Below are 17,209 nucleotides of genomic sequence, written 5' to 3'. Positions count from 1 at the left end.
GGGCCTCATGCAGGGTGTCGATCCGGCCTGGCTGCCGGACGAGGTGTTCCGGCCGATCGGCACCCGGCGGACGCTGATCCGCGGCTCGGGTCCACTGGTGGACACGGTGCACGGGGAAGTGGCCGGGGCGTGTGACCGGTTCGGGGGACGTGTCGAGCGCGACGCGTCCCCCGGCCCGTTCGACCTGGTGCTGGAGCTGACCGGCGCCGACGCGTCCGAGGGGTTCACATTCGAGCGCGGTGACGGCTGTACGACCGTCACCGCAACCGGGCAGTCCGGGCTGCTGTACGGCCTGTTCCACGTCGTCCGGCTCGGCGAGGACGCCTTCCGCAAGCAGCGGCCCCGGGAGACACACGGTCCCGCGCTCGCGTTGCGCATGCTCGATCACTGGGACAACGTGGCCGTGCATCCGGTCATGGGCCAGGTGGAGCGCGGATACGCCGGCGGGTCGCTGTTCTGGCAGGACGGACGGGCACGCGGTGAGCTGCTGGGCCGGGTGCGGGCGTACGGCAGGCTGCTGGCGGCCTGCGGGATCAACGCCGTCGCTGTGAACAACGTCAACGTGCACGCGACCGAGGCGCATCTGCTGACCGACCGGCTCGGCGAAGTGGCCGACATCGCGGGCGCGTTGCGGCCGTACGGCGTCCGCACCCATCTGTCGGTCACCTTCGCCGCGCCCATCGTGCTCGGCGGGCTGTCCACGGCCGATCCGCTGGACGACGACGTGCGTGGCTGGTGGGCCGAGGCGAGCGCGCGGGTGTACGAGGCGATACCCGACTTCGGCGGGTACGTGGTGAAGGCAGACTCCGAGGGCCAGCCGGGCCCGTTCGCCTACGGCCGCAGCCACGCGGACGGCGCCAACATGCTGGCCGCCGCGCTCGAACCGCACGGCGGCACGGTGCACTGGCGGGCGTTCGTCTACAACCACCGCCAGGACTGGCGGGACCGGACGACGGACCGGGCGCGAGCCGCGCACGACCACTTCGTGCCGCTGGACGGCGAGTTCGCCGACAACGCCGTGCTCCAGGTCAAGCACGGGCCGATGGACTTCCAGGTGCGCGAGCCGGTCTCGCCGTTGATCGGCGCGATGCCGCGCACCCGGCTGGCGGTGGAGCTGCAGGCCACGCAGGAGTACACCGGGCAGCAGCGGCATGTGTGCTGGCTGGGGCCGATGTGGAGCGAGGTGTTGCGGTTCCGGGCCGACGGGGAGTGCTCTGTCGGGGAGGTGGCGCGCGGCGGGCTCGTCGCCGTGTCCAATGTCGGTGACGACCCGTTCTGGACCGGGCATCCGCTGGCTCAGGCGAACCTGTACACCTTCGGCCGACTGGCCTGGCAGCCGCACGCGGATCCGCATCAGATCCTCGACGAATGGATCCTGCTCACCTTCGGCACCGGTCCGGCGGCAGGGCTGCGCGCGGTCCTGGACGGCTCGTGGCGGACGTACGAGAAGTACACCGCTCCCCTCGGCGTGGGCTGGATGGTGCAGCCGGGGCACCACTACGGGCCGAGCGTCGACGGCTATGAGTACAGCCCTTGGGGCACCTACCACTTCGCCGACCGCGACGGCATCGGTGTCGACCGGAGCGCGGCGACGGGATCCGGGTTCGCGGGGCAGTACGCCAAGCCGTGGGCCGAGATGTACGAGTCGCCGGACACCTGCCCCGACGAGCTGCTGCTGTTCTTCCACCACATGTCGTACGGGCACATGCTGCACAGCGGGAAGACAGTGATCCAGCACATCTACGACACGCACTTCGAGGGCGTGGAGGAGGTGGAGGCCGCCCGGGATGTGTGGGCCTCACTGGTGGACCTCGTGGACCGGGCGCGCCACGCGCGGGTGGCGGAGCGGTTCGAGGAGCAGCTCCGGAGCGCCCGCGAGTGGCGTGACCAGGTGAACAGCTACTTCCTCCGCAAGTCGGGTGTGCCCGACGCACATGGGCGCCGCATCTACTGAATGCTGAGGATTGCTGTGCCGAGCGGGTCGAGGGTCAGTGGCTCGCCCTCCTCGACCCGCTTGCCGGTCAGCAGGTCGGTGGCGGTGGTGTGGGCCGTCAGATGGGCCGGTTCCGGCGCGTGGTTGAGGAGGAAGACGAGGCGGGTGCCGTCGGGGGCGACCCGGGTCGCGGTCTCCAGGGCGGGGTGGTCGGCGTAGGGGCCGAGCAGGTCGTGGCGAGCCAGGATCCGGCGGACGATCCAGTTCACGCCGGGCTGGTCGAGGGCGGTGGCGACGTACCAGCCCTCGCCTTCGCTCTCGCCGAAGCGGTTGTGGGTCACGGCCGGGGTGCCGGCGTAGAAGTCGGTGCCGTAGGTCCCGACCGGCTCGGCGTCGCGTGGCAGCACGATCTCGAAGACCAGGCGTGCCTCGCAGGTCAGCTCCCCCAGTTGGACGGGTTGTACGACCTCCGGCGGCCGGGCGTCCCACTCGTCGACGCGGACGCCCATGAGCGGGGCGAGCGGGCCGGGGACGTCCGTGAGGAAGGCGCGGTCGTGTTCGTCGACGCGGCCCGAGAGGAAGGTCGTCAGGACCGTGCCGCCGCGTGCGGCGACGGCTTCCAGGCGATCGGCGAGGTCGCCCTTCACCATGTGCAGGACGGGGGCGAGAACCACGTCGTACGAGGTCAGGTCGGCCGTGACCGGGACGACGTCCACGTCCGCGCCGGCCTCGCGGGCGGCGCGGTAGTAGGCGTGCACCACCTCCTGGTACTTGACCAGCCGGGACGGTCCGTCGGAGATCTCCAGGGCCCACCAGCTGTCCCAGTCGAAGAGCAGGGCGGTGCGGGCGGGGGTGCGGGCGCCGAGGGTCGCGTCGCCGAGAGTCGCCAACTCCCGCCCCAGTTCGGTCACTTCACGGAACAAGCGGGTGTCGTCGCGGCCCGCGTGGCCGATGACCGCGCCGTGGTACTTCTCGCAGGCGCCGCGTGAGGCGCGCATCTGGAAGTAGAGGGCGGCGTCGGCGCCGTGGGCGATGGCCTGGAAGGTGGCGAGGCGGAGCTCGCCGGGGCGGCGCAGGGGGTTGACGTCACGGCAGGCCGTCGTGGACGGGGTCTGCTCCATCAGCCAGAAGGGGGCGCCGTTCTTCAGGCCGCGCATCAGGTCATGGGCGAGCGCGGGCCAGGTGGGCGGGGCCTCCAAGGGCGGGTAGCTGTCCCAGGACGCGAAGTCGAGGTGGGGCGCCCAGCGGTGGTAGTCGAGGGGACGAAACATGCCCATGAAGTTGGTGGTGACGGGGGTCTGGGGGTCATGGGCGCGGATCACCTCCTTCTCGGCGAGGAAGCAGCCGAGCAGCGCGTCGGTGGTGAAGCGGGAGTAGTCGAGCGTGATGCCCTGGAAAGCGGTGTGGTCGGGGCCGCGCCAGTGCTCGGTGAGGGCGTTAGGGGGCTCGATCTCGTCGAAGTCGGTGTAGCGGTGGGACCAGAAGGTGGTCCACCAGGCGTCGTTGAGGGCGTCGAGGGTGCCGTACCTGTCCCGGAGCCAGCTGCGGAAGGCGGCCGCGCACAGGTCGCAGTAGCAGACACCGCCGTACTCGTTGTTGATGTGCCAGGCGAGCAACGCCGGGTGCTGCGCGTAGCGTTCGGCGAGGCGGGCGGCCATTGCCGTGGCGTGGCTGCGGTACGCCGGTGAGCTGGGGCAGAAGTTGTGTCGCTGGCCGTAGCGGTGGCGGCGGCCCTCGAAGTCGGTCCGGTTGACCTCGGGGTGCCGATTCGCGAGCCAGGGTGGGAGGGCCGCGGTGCCGGTGGCCAGGCAGATCCGGCGGTTCTCGGCGGCGGCGCGGTCGAGGATGCGGTCGAGGACCGTGAAGTCGTAGGTGTCGGGGGCGGGTTGGGTGAGGGACCAGGAGAAGACGCCGACGGTGAGGGTGTCGATGCCGGCCTGGGTGAACAGGCGGTGGTCGTCGTCCCAGACGGGTTCCGGCCACTGCTCGGGGTTGTAGTCGCCGCCGTACGGGATCCTCGGGGTGCGCGGCGCGGTCATGCGGTGAAGTCCTCCTGGGTCTCGGCGATCACCGGGCGGCTGCTGTGCAGCAGGGAGAGCAGCAGCGGGGCGGCCAGCAGGGCCGGCAGGGCTTCGGTCAGCAGGGCTGTCGACGCGGCCGTCAGCAGGAGCAGGGAGGCGGCGCCGAGGGTGGCCCGGGCGTGCCGGACGAGGAAGTACGCGGCGAGGCGGGCGGTGTCGCGGGCTCGGAACGTGAACAGCGAGGTGAGGACCAGTGCGTGCGCACCCCACAGCAGGGAGCCGGCGCCGATCACGCCGAGCAGCACCGCCCACCAGCCGGGCAGGCCGGTGGCGGAGAAGTGGGTGAGGGTGAAGGCGATGACGGTCAGCCAGGCCAGCAGGGGCGTCCAGAGCTTCAGCGCGGGGAGGGCGTTGAGCCGCCAGCCGCGTGCGTAGGTCCGGGCCGGGTGCAGTTCCGTGAGGTCCCGGCCGCGGTGGTGCAGGGCGTACAGGGCGGCGGACAGGGCCGGGCCGAGCGGGAGGAGGCATACGGCGGCCAGCGGCAGGTTGGCCGGGTCGGGGCCGACGAGGAGCAGGCCGGCGAGTCCGGGCGCGGCGGCCAGGAGCAGCAGGGCTTCGACGGTGACCAGGGTGTGGATCAGGGCGGCGGCACGGGAGAGGGCTCCGGCGCCGAAGTCGGCCGCGTGTGGTACGCCGCTGCTCACCCGTTCTCCTTCTTGAAGCGTTCGTACGCCTTGTTGTGCAGGTCGAGGAGCTGGTCCAAGTTCTTGGCCTTCAACTCGGTGACGTAGGCGTCCCATTCGGACAGGGGGCGCTTGCCGAGGACGAACTTGAGGGTGTTCTGGGTGACGTGATCCCTGAGCGGGGTGTCCCAGAGCGTGGCCTGCTCCTGCTCGACGGACTGGAGCGGGTGGGCGGGGCCGATGGGCGTCTGTTCGCGCTGGGACATGGCGTCCTGGAACTTCTTCTCGTCCGGGCTGAACGTGGAGGAGACGAGCTCCCAACTGCCGCCGTAGGCGAAGACGCCGTTGTAGAAGCCGTAGTCCTTCTGCATGTCCTTCGGGGCGTCCGGGTCGGAGCCCATGAGGCTGATGCCGGGCTTCACCTTGTACTGGCTTCCGGTGCGGGTGTAGGTGACACCCTCGACGCCCCACCGCGCGAACCGCTGGCCCTCGTCCGAGTACCACAGCCAGTCCACGAACTGCATCATCGCGACGAAGCTGTCGCTCTTGAGTGCCTTGCTGGAGATCATGACGCCGTTCTCCAGCCGGACGCCGCCCAGCACCACGGGACCGGCGGGTCCCAGCGGCACCGGAATCATCTCGATCTCCGCGCCCTTGACCTGCTTGTTGAGGTTGTACCGGTATTCCTGCACCAGTACCTGTGGGTTGGCGCTGATCGCGAAGGACTTCTCACCCAGCAGCTTCTGCGCGGCCTCGTCGTCGGTCTGGGTGAAGCTCTCCGGGTCCACCAGCTTCTCGGCGACCAGTTTCCGCACGTACTCGATCATCTGCCGGAAGGCGTCCGTCGCTCCGGTGAAGACGTACCTCTGCGCGCCGGCGTCCCAGCTGATGTTGTCGTACGTCCAGCCGGCCCGGACACCGTAGGCCTGGCCGAGGTAGCTGAAGAGGGCGGCGGCCGGGTAGGGCGTGTTCTTGCTCCAGCGGTCGGAGAACGGGTAGCGGTCCGGGTACTCCTCCTTGATCGCCTTGAAGACCTCGTAGACCTCGTCCCAGGTGGCGGGCAGGCTCAGTCCGAGCCGGTCGAGGACGTCCGTGCGCAGCGCCAGCGAGTAGCCGGCTCTGGCCTTCTCGTGCAGACCGGGCAGCAGATAGAACTTGCCGTCGGACTGCCGGATGGAGTCGATCTCCGGCTCCAGCTTCCAGCGCTTCACCTTGTCCTGGAAGTTGGGCATCAGGTGCACGTAGTCGCTGACCGGGAGGATCGCGCCCGACGACACGAACGCGATCTCCGAGGGGTGGTACGTCTTGGGGATCAGGAAGGGGGCGTCGCCCGAGCCGATCAGGACGCTGCGCTTCTTCTCGTAGTCGACCAGGGGGACGTCGACGGGCTCGAAGGTGACGCCGGTGCGCTTGGTGATCTCCTTCCAGAACAACCAGCCGCTCTTCATCGGGTAGACCGGGTTGTTGTTGTGCAGGACGGAGAAGGACAGCGGTTTCGTCGCCTTGAACTGCTGGCCGACTCGGTACTCCTTCATCGCACCGTTCTGCTTCTTCGACAGGTCCTTGGAGTCCCCGCCGTCGTCGCCGCTGCCGCAGCCGGTGAGGGTGGCGAGGCCGATGAAGCCGGCGGCGGCGAGTATCTGACGCCGCGACAGCTGTCCTGCGTTGTTCACGGATGACACAGGCACTCCTTTGTTAGCCCTTGACCGCGCCGAGCATCACGCCCGAGACGAAGTAGCGCTGGACGAACGGGTACACGCAGAGGATCGGCAGCGAGGTCAGCACGATCGTGACGGCCTGGATGTTGGCCCCGACCTGGCTGAGCTGCGCGTCGGCGGCACCGGCGTTGCCGCCCGTGGTGGCGCCGGAGATGAGGTTGCGCAGATAGACGGTGACCGGCATGAGCTCGGATTTGTCCATGTAGAGGAAGGCGCTGAACCAGGAGTTCCAGAAGGACACCGAGTAGAACAGCACCATCGTCGCGACGACCGCCTTCGACAGGGGCAGCACGATCCGCAGCAGAGTGCCGTACGTACTCAGGCCGTCGATCTGCGCGGCCTCCTCCAGTTCGGTCGGCAGACTCTCGAAGAAGGCCTTCATGACCAGCAGGTTGAACACGCTGATCGCGTTGGGGAGCGCTATGGCCCAGACGCTGTTCTTCAGGCCGAGGCTGGTGACCAGGACGTAGTTGGGGATCAGGCCGCCGGTGAAGAACATGGTGAACACGGCGACGCCGACCAGTACGCCGCGTCCCTTGAGGTGCTTCTTCGACAGGACGTAGGCGTAACAGGTGGTCAGGACCATGGCGACGGCGGTGGCGACCACCGTGTACAGCACGGTGTTGCCGTAGTTCCGCCAGAAGACCGAGTCCTGGAAAACGATCTTGTACGTGGTGAGGTTGAACCCCTCGGGCCACAGCGTCACCTCACCGGCCCGGATCTGCCGCTCCGAACTGAACGAGCGGGCGACGATGTTGGCGAACGGGTACAGGGTGACGATCACGACCAGGGTGAGGATGACGCCGTTGACGCCCTGGAAGACGCGGTAGGAACGGCTCGGCTTCACCACAGGCTGGTCCCCACTGTGCGGCGTGAGAGCTGGTTCGCGGACGTGATCAGCACCAGGCCGATGATCGCCTCGAACAGCCCGATGGCGGCGGCGTAGCTGAAGCTGTTGGACTCGACGCCCGTGCGGTACAGATACGTCGAGATCACGTCGGCGGTCGGATAGGTCAGCGGGTTGTACAGCAGCAGGACCTTCTCGAAGCCGACTGCCATGAACGTGCCGATGTTGAGGATCAGCAGCGTGATCATGGTCGGGCGGATGCCGGGCAGGGTGACGTGCCAGATCTGCTGCCAGCGGTTGGCGCCGTCGATGCGGGCGGCCTCGTAGAGGTCCTCGTCGATGGTGGTGAGCGCGGCGAGATAGAGGATCGTGCCCCAGCCGGCGGTCTGCCAGATCTCGGAACCGATGTAGACGGTGCGGAACCACTCGGGTTCCTGGATGAACCGGATGGGCTCGTGGCCGAACCAGCCCAGCGCGTGGTTGATCGGGCCGTCCGTGGCGAGCATCTGCATCGTGATGCCCGCGACGATCACGATCGACAGGAAGTGCGGCAGATACGACACCGACTGCACGAATCGTTTCAGCGAACGCCGGCGCACCTCGTTGAGCAGCAGCGCCAGGACGATCGGGATCGGGAAGCAGAAGACGAGCGTGAGCCCGCCGAGCCACAGGGTGTTCCGGAACACCTGCCAGAAGGTGGGGTCGCTGAGGAACATCTCGACATAGCGCAGGCCCACCCACTGCTCACCGAAGATCGAACCGCCCGGCTCGAAGCGCCGGAAGGCGATCACGTTGCCGATCATCGGCAGATAGCGGAAGACCAGGAAGAACAGCAGCGGCAGCACGGCCAGCGAGTACAGCTGCCAGTCCCGGCGCAGCGCCGACCGCCAGCCGGTGCGCTTGGTACGCCGCCCTCGGCGGGGTGGAGCCTTGGTCGGCGGCGGCTCCTGGGTGCCGGGCGGTGGAGCCGACGTGGTGGAGGTGCTGCTCATGCGGTGGCCTCCCGGTGGCACCGAAAGTTTCGGAGTCGTACCGGCAACTTTGCGGCGAGGTTAGGGGCGGGTGTAATGGCTGTCAATGGGGCTGACACGGAAGGTCAGTTGGGAAGACTGTTACTGGAGCGAGCCAGAGACGGCGAAACATTCTGCGACAGAGGCGCAACAATCGGAGGTGGCCATTGCCCGCGTTCGACCTGCCGCTCAAGGACCTGGAGCGCTACCGCCCGGACCCCCAGGAGCCCGACGACTTCGACGAGTTCTGGCACGACACCCTCAAGGAGGCGGCCCGGCAAGAGGTGTTGGTGTCGGCCGACCCGGTGGCGACCGGTCTGCGGCTCACCGAGACCTGGGACGTGACGTTCCGGGGGTTCGCCGGCGATCCGGTGCGGGCGTGGTTCAGCAGACCGGCCGGGGTACGCGAACCGCTGCCCGCCGTCGTCGAGTACGCCGGCTACGGCCGCGGCCGCGGCCTCCCGCACGAGCGGCTGACCTGGGTGAACGCCGGGTACGCGCATCTGCTGATGGACAACAGGGGCCAGGGCGACCAGTACGGCAACGGCGGCGCCACCCCGGACCCGCACGCCACGGCGCCGGGCGGACCGGGCCCCGCGGTTCGCGGCCTGCTGTCCCCGCACGACTACCACTACCGCCGCCTGATCACAGACGCGGTACGTGCGGTCGCGGCACTGCGCGCACTGCCGGGCGTGGACGCCGCACACATCGCCGCCGTCGGCAACAGTCAGGGCGGCGGGCTCGCCCTGGCCGTCGCGGGACTGGTCCCCGACCTCGCCGCGCTCCTGGTCACCGCCCCGTTCCTGTGCGGCATCCGGCGCGCACTCGACCTCACCGACGCGTCACCGTACGGCGAGATCGCCGCGTACCTCTCCGTGCACCGGGGCGCCGAGCGGGCCGCGTACGACACGCTCTCCTACATGGAGGGGATCGCCTTCGCCCGCCGCGCCCTCGCGCCGGTCCACTTCGGGGTCGGCCTGCGCGACACGGTGTGCCCGCCGAGCGGGGCGTACGGCGCCTTCAACCGCTATGCCGAACTGTCGGGCGCCGATCCGCGCAAGGAGCTCCACGCCTACCCGTTCAACGGCCACGAAGGCGGCGACGCGGTGCATGTGCGCCGCCAACTGGACTGGCTGGCCGATGTGTTGGACGCACCTCAGCCGACCGCACCGGTGGTCCGCCCGGCGCCCAGCGACGCCCAACTGGCTTGACGTCGTTGTCCGTTGACGCGATAGAGTCATGCACGGACCAGTCGACAACGTTGTCGCACCGCGACGTCACGCAAGCCACTCACCGACCGGACGGTCCCACTTCCCCCCTCGGGCCCGTCCGGCTCGCGGACCCGGTGGACGACGGCTCAACGCCCACCGGGTCCGCCCGAGAACCGACATCACTCCGTCGCGGCCGCCACCTCCACGGAGAGGTCGTTGTCGACCGTGAAGTAGGGGCGCACGGTGACATCGCCGACCGCGGCGGTCGGATAGACGAAGATCTCCTTGCGGTCCGCCACATCGTCCAGCAGGCGGCCGATCCGGATGGGAGGGGTTCCCGCGGCGGGTCCGGGCTGGACGGAGATGTCCCAGACTCGGGCTCCGGCGCCGGCAGTCGGCCCGTGGTCTGCGGCCAACTCCTCGTAGTCCACGGTGAAGGAGAACGCCCGGCCGTCGCTCTCGGCCTGCGGCCCCAACGTCCGTACGACACCGTCACCGCCCCGCCGGCGCAGCCGTACGGCCGCGGCTGTCTCGGCGAGCGTGGCGCCGTGCAGCCGGGCCCTGACCGTCATGGACCGGTCCGTGACGTCGAGCCGCTCGACCTCCGCGTGGGCGGTGCGCAGCCAGGTCCGCACCGCGAGGTAGCCGTCCTTGGTGGTGTACGGGATGCGCACGGCCACCGGTGACGGGTGGTCACGGGTGTGTCCGTCGACCAGGGCGCGCTGGTCGCGCAGCCCGGGGCGCATGCGCTGTCGTTGCGCTCCAGGTGCGGGGAGCAGGTAGACGTCCCACCGGCCCTCGGCGAGTGTGGGCTGCGGTTCCAGGACGGCGCTCAGGCGGCTGTCGTCCGCGAGCTCCAGATCGAGCACATGCAGGAGCTTTTCGGGTTGGCCCTTCTTGGGGCGCAGCCTCAGCAGCAGCTGGGGCGACTGGAGGGCGGCGGTCGCTGGTTGCTGAAGGACGAAGGTGATCCGGCCGTCCGCGGCGGCCGTGCAGTGGACCCGAAGGTGCGCGTCATGAGTCGTGTCACGGGTCTTGTCGCGCGTCGTGTCGCGTGACTTGTCGGGTTGGGTGTTCATCGACGTCCCCTCCGTACCGTGCGCAGGGCGCCGGAGGCCACTGCATACGCGGCGTCGCGTGCGGCGAAGCCCTGGCTGACCAGGGCGCGTTGTATTCGGCCGCTCTGCGGCGTGACCAGCTGCCCGGCCCTGCGAGCCGACATCGCCTCGCCGATCAGGCGCTCCGCCTGCTCCACGACCGGGACCGGGGCGAACCGTCGCGCGTTCTCCATCGCCGTACGGCCCATCCGCCGGCGTCGCTCGTCGTCGCGGACCAGGTCCAGCAGGGCGGCGCCCAGCGCGTCCCGGTCCCCTACCGGGACCAGCCGGCCGTCGACGCCGTCCTCGATGATCTCGCCGGGCCCGTACGGGCAGTCGGTGCTCACCACCGGCAGACCGCAGCGCATCGCCTCGACGATGGTCATGCCGAACGGCTCGAAGTTGGACGCGGCCGCGCCGATCGAGCCCTTGACCCACTCCGCCTCCATGGGGGCGGCCGCGCCCATCAGGAAGACGTTCTCGCTCAGGCCGAGGCGGTGGACGAGCTGCCGCAGCCGGGCGTACTCCTCCCCCTTGCCGTAGATGCGCAGCTGCCAGTCGGGGCGTTCGGCGGTGACCAGGGCGAAGGCCTCGACGAGCAGGTCGTAACGCTTCACCGGGACCAGTCGGCCGGCCGCGACCACCACCTTCGCGGTGCCGTCCGCCGCGGGCAGCACCGGATCGGGGACGCTGTTCGGGAGAGCCGCCACCCGGACGCCCGGCAGCCGCATCTTGCGCCGGTAGGCGGCGGCGTCCGCCTCGGTGACCGTGGTGAGCACGTCGAGTCGGCGGTAGGCCCGGCGCAGGGCGGTGCGCAGCCGGGGTGGATGGTTGTCGAGGGTGAGGTGCTCCTGCCCGACGCGGACGACGTGCTCCGGTGCCTGGAGCGCGAGGTGCACGTTGAGGCCCGGCCGGGTGCCGATGACGACGTCGGCGTCGATCGCCGCCAGACACTCCCCGATCCGCTGGTCGGTCAGCTCGCTGTACTGCTGGTAGCGGTACTCGGCAACAGGAAACACTCTTGCCGGTCTCAGATGCAGGGGGTGTTCCTTCTCGTGGCGCAGATCCACCAGGGGCCGTAAGGACACCCTCGGGTCCAGGGTGAAGTTCGGGCGTTCCCGGTGGCGCAGCACGGAGACGATCTCCACCTCGTGCCGCTCGGCCAGCGCCTGGGCCAGATTGAACGTGGTGGTGATCGTGCCTCCGATCCCGTAGGCGTTGTGCAGCAGGAAAGAGATCTTCATGGCGGGCTAGACCAAGCCGGATGTCTTTCAGTTGCCCGCTGTTACCAGTTTGTTTTCCTGTCAAACACTCCTTCGGCACTCCTCGGACTCTGCCGTGCACGGTCGATGACGGCCCCGGCGGGCAACGGACCCGGCGGCGACGGACCCGGCGGCGACGGCTCGACGCCCACCGGGTCCGCACCGAACGGGGGTTCAGCCGACTCGGCAGGGCAGAGTCGTCGTACTGTCTCCGCCCGAGCCGGAGACGACGTAGCCGAACGTCGTGCTCTGACCGGGACTCAGGGAGCCGTTCCAGTCGGCGTTGTGGACCATCACGTCCTGGCCGTTGTAGGTCGCGTTGCCGCTCCACAGGCTTTCGACCTTCTGCCCGGCGGGGAGCTTCCAGTCGACCATCCAGCCGAGCATCGGGACGTCGCCGGAGTTGGTGACGGTCACCTCGGACTGGTAGCCGCCGGACCAACTGCCGGTCGTGCGGCGGGTGGCGGAGCACTCGCCGGGCACCGGATCGGTCGGGTTGCCCGGCTCCTTGATGCCGGTCACCTCGCCGTTGCCGCCGTCGAAGACGATGTCGGAGCAGGAGTAGAAGGTTTCCTGACTGTCGGAGCGCTGCCAGACCATGTAGACGATGTGGCGGCCCGACTTGTTGTCAGGAAGCTTTCCTGTCCAGGAGTAGTTGGCCTCGACCGTGCCCGGGGAGCCGTTGAGCGGCGGGTGGTCGACCGACAGGAAGGGCCGCTCCTCCATGTCGTCCCAGGTGAGGGCCTGCTTCGGATCGAAGCCGTCCTTGGTGATGTAGACGTAGAACCAACCCGGGTGCGCCGCCCAGGCGTTGTAGGAGAAGTCGACCGTCGCGCCGGAGGTGAGGTGGGTGAGCGGCCAGTCGTCGCGCGGCACGTTGAAGCCGGTGAAGTTGGTGTTGCCGCCACTGCACAGTTCACCGTCGGGCACGAAGCCACGGGTGCGGCCGGCGCCGTCGGAGCGGAGCACCGAGAACCAGTTGTAGAACGGCGTGGTGCCGCTGATCTGTTGGGCCGCCCTGCAGGCCGGGTTGACCGGTTTGATCTCACCGGTGTCGGTGAGGCCGTCCTGCCAGCACAGGAAGGTGCGGCTGCCCGGCTTCATGGGGGTGCCGTGGGCCTCTGCCTCGCCGCCGGTGCTCATGACCAGGGCGACGGCCGGGATGGTCGCGAGCAGGGAGACCAGGACGAGGAAGAGGGCTCTGGCGCGGGTGGGGAGAGTTAATCGGCGGGGCGGGGCGTCCGCCGCGCGCAAGGTTGTCAGGATCATGACAGACGAGTCCGTTCCTTGAGGTACGGGGCGTGCGGATGCGTGTGTGAGGATGCGTGCGTTGGTGCGCGCGCGTGCGTGCGGGTGGCGCTTGCAGGTGCGTGCGGGTCGCGCTTGTGGGTGCGGGGTAGGAGCGGGCCGGAGCGGCGGGTTCCGGTCCACCGCCCTATGGGAGCGCTCCCACCCCGTCTCTTGCGGAAGGTAGCGCCGTGGGGCGTGGTTGTAAACGCCTGGCGCGAGAGGAACCGGAGGGGAGGCGGGCGCGGGCGTCGCGGTGAACGCCGAGCGTATTGCTGCTCCATCAGCTTTCCCGCGGTGCAGTAGCTTCCCAACTCCATTGCAGTCGTGAGCTGCCGTGCAGCAGAGCAACCGGAGGGTCGTGCATGCCCCGACAGGCGCCTTACCTGGAAGTGGCCGACGCGCTGCATGCGCGGATCCTCGCGGGCGAGTGGGCGATCGGGGAGCGGCTGCCGTCGCGGGCGCGGCTCGCCGAGGAGTACGGGGTCGGGCGCAATGTCACGCAGCGGGCCGTGGACCACTTGATCGTCGAGGGCCTCCTCGAAGGGCGCGCGGGCTCGGGGACGTACGTCCGGGTGCCGCGTGAGCGCCTGCGGATGGTCCGCTCGCGGCACGGCGCTCCGTCGCTCGCCGCCATGAAGGAGCGGGGCAGGGCCGGGGCCTGGGATGCGCACAGCGAGGTCCGGGTCCCGGCCCCGGCGGCGATCGCCGAGCGGCTCGCGATCGGACCCGGCGATCTCTGCATCAACACCCACTACGAGTTCCTCGCCGACGGGCAGCCGGTCCAGCTCTCGGATTCCTGGGAACCGATGGCCATCACGGACGGAACACCGATCATGCTGCCCGAAAAGGGGCCGCTCGCGGGAAAGGGAGTGGTCGAGCGGATGCGCGCCATCGGCGTGGACATCGAAACGGTGATCGAGCTGCCGCGCCCGGCTCGCGCCACCCGAGAACAGGCGAACCTCCTGGGTGTCGGCGTCGGGGATCTGGTGCTCCGGATCGAGCGCATTATTTACGACACCGACGGACGTCCGGTGGAAACCGCCGACATCGTCATTCCGGACGCACGGCGGGAAGTGGCCTACGAGTTCGCGGTTGAGCGGCACACCAAGTGACCCGTATATCGATACTCCCCCGGCCCGGAGTGTTACGGGATCCGGATTTCCGCCGGCTGTTCGCCGCCACCGCATTCGGTCAACTGGGGGACCGCGTCGTGTTCCTGGCGCTTCCGCTGGTCGCCCTCACGGCTTTGCAGGCCGACGAGTTCCAGGTCGGACTGCTGACCACGATGACGACGGCGGGCTCGCTCCTTGTCGGGCTGCCGGCCGGCGCCTGGGTGGACCGGATGCGGAAGCGATCGGTGCTGATCAGCACCGATCTGGCGAGGGCACTGGTCCTGCTCACCATCCCGTTGGCGTGGTGGGCGGATCTGCTGAGCATCTGGTGGCTGTACGCGGTGGCACTGGTTCATGGGGTGCTGACGGTCTTCTTCGACGTCGCGTACGTCAGCTATCTGCCGCATCTGGTGGGGCGCGACCATCTCATGGAGAGCAACTCGAAGCTCTCGGCGATTCGCTCGACGACCAGTATCAGCGGGCCCGGGCTGGCAGGGCCGATGGTCGACTGCGTCGGGGCGCCCGTGACGGTGCTGGTGGGTTCGGCCGGGATGGCCTTGTCGGGAGTACTCGCGATCGGCATCCGCAAACGCGAGCGGAAGCCGGAGCCGAGTCGGCCTCCCCAACTGGGCCGGGAAATCAGGGACGGCCTGAAATTCGTGCTCCGGAATCCCGGCCTGCGCGCGATCATGCTGGGCGACGCGACGTTCAATCTCTTTCTGGTCATGTATCAGGCCATGCTGCTGGTCTTCCTGGAGAGGGAAATCGGCCTCGGCTCCTTCGGTATCGGCGCCGTTCTGTCAGGGATGGGGGGTGGTGCGCTCGTCGGGGCGCTGGTGGCGACCCGCATTTCACGGTGGGTCGGACAGGGGCCGGTCATCTGGCTGGCGCCGCTCGTCACTTGTCCCCCGACGGCCTTAATGGCGTCGGCCCGACCGGGGTGGAGCGTGTACGCGGCGGCCGTCGGGCTCGCGGGCCTCTCGCTGGGCGGCGTCGTGCGCGTAGTTGCCCAGTCGAGCTTCCAGCAGGTCCTCGCCCCGGATCGGCTCCTGGGCCGGGTGAGCGCGACGGCCCGCTTCGTCTCCTGGGGCGGGATTCCGCTGGGCGGACTGTCGGGTGGAGCTCTCGGCTCGGCGTTCGGCGCGACGGCCACCTTGTGGATCGGTGCGGTCGGCATGACGCTCAGTGCCGTCCCGACCTTCCTGTCACCGCTTCGCAGCATGCGCACCGCGCCGAAGGAGGAAGCCGCCGCGCTCGTCCGCCGACGCATGGGGACCTGATCCTCAGACGCGCTGCCCCGCAGTCGCCGCGTCCGGGAGCAGCGCCATCGGAAGCGTCACCGCGAGGGGGAGCCATATGGTGAACTCCGTACGGCCCGGCTCGCTCTCGACCTCGATCCGCCCACCGTGTGCCGACACGATCGCAGCCACGACGACGATGCCCAGCCCGGATCCGCCGTGTGCGGGCCTCTTCGGGGGCGGGAGGTGTCGGCGCGGGTGAAGCGGTCGAAGACCGTTTGGATCAGGGCGGGCGGGCTGCCGGGGCCGTCATCGCGGATCCGCAGGACGACGCGGTGCCTGTCCTGTGCCTCCACCGTGGCCTGGACCGTCGTCCCGTAGGCGTGTGCACGCGCACGTTGGCCAGCAGGTGGGCCACCGCCTGCTGCAGCGGGGCCTCTTGGCCTCAGGCACCCGGAATGGCGACCGCTATCTCGCGCGAGGCGGCACCGTCGGCTCCCCACCCGCTGAACGAACTGTCGGCGATCGCACACACGCGCCGTAACCCATTCGCCACCTGGGCGTTAGTCCGTTTAACAGCCAGGGAGGTGGACCATGAGGGCTGATGCCGGACGGAAATATCGCGCCTATCCGCGCGCAGATCAGGAGCGGATCCTGATCGAATGGGGGCATGACGCACGTGCCCTGCGGAATCTCGCTCTCGACCACCGACTGATGGTCGGCCGCAAGCATGACGGAAGTTGGGTGTGGTCAGCAGAGCAGTGTGTCCTGTTGACCGAGATCCGAAATGACGCCGATCCCTCCGTCAACTGGATCCGTGACCTCCCGGCCCAGTCCGGACAGCAGATCCTGCGCCGCCTTGATCGAGCGTTCGCCAACATGGCCAACTCTGATCATCCGGCAGGTCCCCCTGCCTTCAAGCGCCGTGGCGATCGAATGGGGATTCCCTTCACCGGCCAGGCGGTCCAGTTCCGCAAGCTCAACAGGCACTGGGCGGAGATCCGTTTCCCGGTTCTGGGGTGGCTGAGAATCAGGCTTTCCCGAGCGGTGGGTGGAGCCATTCGCAACGCGACCATCGCCTGTGACGGACTTGGATGGCACGTCTCCCTCGGTGTTCACTCCGGCGCCAAGCCGGCAGCCCCCAACGGAGGCCCCGGCTGCGGTGTCGACTTCGGGGTCTCCATCTCGGCATGGGTGTCCACTGAGCCGACGGGACGGTCCATGCGCCCCACGCTGACAGCCGGTGAGGAGAAACGCCTAACGGCTCTGGAACAACGGAAGGAGCGCCAACTCACATATGCCGAGAAGTACAACCGTGGTGCGCGTTCAAAACGGCTGATGCGCACGATTGCCGCGATCGGAGCGCTCCGGGCCAGGCAAGCCAGAAGAAGGCTCGACTTCACTCACAACCAGAGGTGTTCTGGACAACACTCCTGGCGAACGGCGTCGCCAACTGGCATACAAATGCCCCCTGTATGGGAGCGATCTACGTCCGGTCCCCCCACAGGGAACATCCCAGACGTGCCCTTCTTGCAAGAAGCGTGATCCGAGGAACCGTCTCCGTTGCGGCCGAGAGTTCGCTTGCGTTCACTGTGGACACCTCGACCACGCGGATCACATCGCCTCGATCGAAATCGAGGCCCGTGCACGCCGGATGGGCGACACGGTCACCAAGAGCACGCGCAGTCTCCAGGCGGGGGCGAGAGGCCAAACGAGTGGCGCTCGGATGCGTGCAGCACTGGCCGCCGCCCCGTGAAGGGCGACGGCCAGAACCCTAGGCACTCATG

At 68.9% G+C, this 17,209-nt stretch carries 14 protein-coding genes and 1 pseudogene; 6 read left to right on the top strand and 9 right to left on the bottom strand.

Features of this window, described 5'->3' with window-relative positions; genetic code table 11:
- Positions 1-7 precede the first annotated feature (7 nt).
- Positions 8-1,954: an alpha-glucuronidase gene (locus EHO50_RS17230; protein ID WP_128431026.1), complete on the top strand. Its 1,947-nt coding sequence runs from the start codon at positions 8-10 to the stop codon at positions 1,952-1,954.
- Here the strand turns inward: EHO50_RS17230 and EHO50_RS17225 are convergent.
- The 5 genes from EHO50_RS17225 to EHO50_RS17205 are packed head-to-tail and all read right to left on the bottom strand — an operon-like array spanning position 1,948 to position 8,194.
- Entirely contained in the window at positions 1,948-3,972 is a 2,025-nt protein-coding gene (locus tag EHO50_RS17225; RefSeq protein ID WP_128431025.1) for a beta-galactosidase, read from the bottom strand. The two genes, EHO50_RS17230 and EHO50_RS17225, sit on opposite strands and share 7 nt — an antisense overlap.
- Positions 3,969-4,658, bottom strand: coding sequence for a YesL family protein (locus EHO50_RS17220; protein WP_128431024.1), 690 nt, complete (start codon positions 4,656-4,658; stop codon positions 3,969-3,971). Before EHO50_RS17220 ends, EHO50_RS17225 begins: the two co-directional genes overlap by 4 nt.
- Entirely contained in the window at positions 4,655-6,310 is a 1,656-nt protein-coding gene (locus EHO50_RS17215; RefSeq protein ID WP_128431023.1) for an ABC transporter substrate-binding protein, read from the bottom strand. The genes EHO50_RS17220 and EHO50_RS17215 overlap by 4 nt, the downstream gene beginning before the upstream one ends.
- A gap of 22 nt (positions 6,311-6,332) precedes the next feature.
- Positions 6,333-7,205 (bottom strand): carbohydrate ABC transporter permease, encoded by an 873-nt coding sequence (locus tag EHO50_RS17210; protein ID WP_128431022.1) that lies wholly within the window; start codon positions 7,203-7,205, stop codon positions 6,333-6,335.
- Positions 7,199-8,194: an ABC transporter permease gene (locus tag EHO50_RS17205; RefSeq protein ID WP_128431021.1), complete on the bottom strand. Its 996-nt coding sequence runs from the start codon at positions 8,192-8,194 to the stop codon at positions 7,199-7,201. The genes EHO50_RS17210 and EHO50_RS17205 overlap by 7 nt, the downstream gene beginning before the upstream one ends.
- 185 nt (positions 8,195-8,379) lie before the next feature.
- Between EHO50_RS17205 and EHO50_RS17200 the strand changes: the two genes are divergently transcribed.
- Complete coding sequence (locus EHO50_RS17200) at positions 8,380-9,423, top strand: acetylxylan esterase (RefSeq protein ID WP_128431020.1); 1,044 nt, start codon at positions 8,380-8,382, stop codon at positions 9,421-9,423.
- Positions 9,424-9,602: 179 nt separating this feature from the next.
- Here the strand turns inward: EHO50_RS17200 and EHO50_RS17195 are convergent, their stop codons facing one another.
- The 3 genes from EHO50_RS17195 to EHO50_RS17185 all read right to left on the bottom strand — a co-directional run bounded on the left by EHO50_RS17195 (position 9,603) and on the right by EHO50_RS17185 (position 13,051).
- Positions 9,603-10,502, bottom strand: a complete 900-nt coding sequence (locus EHO50_RS17195; protein ID WP_128431019.1) for a transferase — start codon at positions 10,500-10,502, stop codon at positions 9,603-9,605.
- Complete coding sequence (locus EHO50_RS17190; RefSeq protein WP_128431018.1) at positions 10,499-11,764, bottom strand: glycosyltransferase family 4 protein; 1,266 nt, start codon at positions 11,762-11,764, stop codon at positions 10,499-10,501. The genes EHO50_RS17195 and EHO50_RS17190 overlap by 4 nt, the downstream gene beginning before the upstream one ends.
- A gap of 192 nt (positions 11,765-11,956) precedes the next feature.
- A complete protein-coding gene (locus tag EHO50_RS17185) occupies positions 11,957-13,051 on the bottom strand; it encodes a lytic polysaccharide monooxygenase auxiliary activity family 9 protein (RefSeq protein ID WP_128431017.1) in 1,095 nt (364 codons plus the stop codon).
- A gap of 383 nt (positions 13,052-13,434) precedes the next feature.
- Between EHO50_RS17185 and EHO50_RS17180 the strand changes: the two genes are divergently transcribed.
- Both EHO50_RS17180 and EHO50_RS17175 read left to right on the top strand, forming a co-directional pair.
- On the top strand, positions 13,435-14,184 hold the full coding sequence (locus EHO50_RS17180; protein WP_128431016.1) for a GntR family transcriptional regulator: 750 nt from the start codon (positions 13,435-13,437) through the stop codon (positions 14,182-14,184).
- 29 nt (positions 14,185-14,213) lie between these two features.
- A complete protein-coding gene (locus EHO50_RS17175; RefSeq protein ID WP_246101200.1) occupies positions 14,214-15,464 on the top strand; it encodes an MFS transporter in 1,251 nt (416 codons plus the stop codon).
- A 3-nt stretch (positions 15,465-15,467) separates the two neighbouring features.
- On the opposite strand, the pseudogene EHO50_RS17170 reads toward EHO50_RS17175, so the two are convergent.
- Positions 15,468-15,867: pseudogene (locus EHO50_RS17170) on the bottom strand (sensor histidine kinase); the annotation flags it as partial.
- A gap of 149 nt (positions 15,868-16,016) precedes the next feature.
- On the opposite strand from EHO50_RS17170, the gene EHO50_RS45095 reads away from it, so the two are divergent.
- Together EHO50_RS45095 and EHO50_RS17160 are read left to right on the top strand one after the other, a co-directional pair.
- A complete protein-coding gene (locus EHO50_RS45095; RefSeq protein ID WP_246101231.1) occupies positions 16,017-16,967 on the top strand; it encodes an RNA-guided endonuclease InsQ/TnpB family protein in 951 nt (316 codons plus the stop codon).
- On the top strand, positions 16,876-17,178 hold the full coding sequence (locus EHO50_RS17160) for a transposase (RefSeq protein ID WP_246101225.1): 303 nt from the start codon (positions 16,876-16,878) through the stop codon (positions 17,176-17,178). Before EHO50_RS45095 ends, EHO50_RS17160 begins: the two co-directional genes overlap by 92 nt.
- The last annotated feature ends 31 nt before the right edge of the window (positions 17,179-17,209 follow it).

The sequence above is a fragment of the Streptomyces cyaneus genome, from assembly GCF_004028635.1.
Taxonomy (GTDB): domain Bacteria; phylum Actinomycetota; class Actinomycetes; order Streptomycetales; family Streptomycetaceae; genus Streptomyces; species Streptomyces cyaneus.
The sequence above is the reverse complement of the archived record's forward strand: the minus strand, read 5'-3'. Positions and strand labels throughout refer to the sequence as shown.

Bases quoted from the DNA above. Each gene is read 5' to 3' on its own strand.
- EHO50_RS17230 (WP_128431026.1), top strand. From the start codon at position 8: ATGCAGGGTGTCGATCCGGCCTGGCTGCCGGACGAGGTGTTCCGGCCG.
- EHO50_RS17225 (WP_128431025.1), bottom strand. From the start codon at position 3,972: ATGACCGCGCCGCGCACCCCGAGGATCCCGTACGGCGGCGACTACAAC.
- EHO50_RS17205 (WP_128431021.1), bottom strand. From the start codon at position 8,194: ATGAGCAGCACCTCCACCACGTCGGCTCCACCGCCCGGCACCCAGGAG.
- EHO50_RS17195 (WP_128431019.1), bottom strand. From the start codon at position 10,502: ATGAACACCCAACCCGACAAGTCACGCGACACGACGCGCGACAAGACC.
- EHO50_RS17190 (WP_128431018.1), bottom strand. From the start codon at position 11,764: ATGAAGATCTCTTTCCTGCTGCACAACGCCTACGGGATCGGAGGCACG.
- EHO50_RS17185 (WP_128431017.1), bottom strand. From the start codon at position 13,051: ATGATCCTGACAACCTTGCGCGCGGCGGACGCCCCGCCCCGCCGATTA.
- EHO50_RS17180 (WP_128431016.1), top strand. From the start codon at position 13,435: ATGCCCCGACAGGCGCCTTACCTGGAAGTGGCCGACGCGCTGCATGCG.
- EHO50_RS45095 (WP_246101231.1), top strand. From the start codon at position 16,017: ATGAGGGCTGATGCCGGACGGAAATATCGCGCCTATCCGCGCGCAGAT.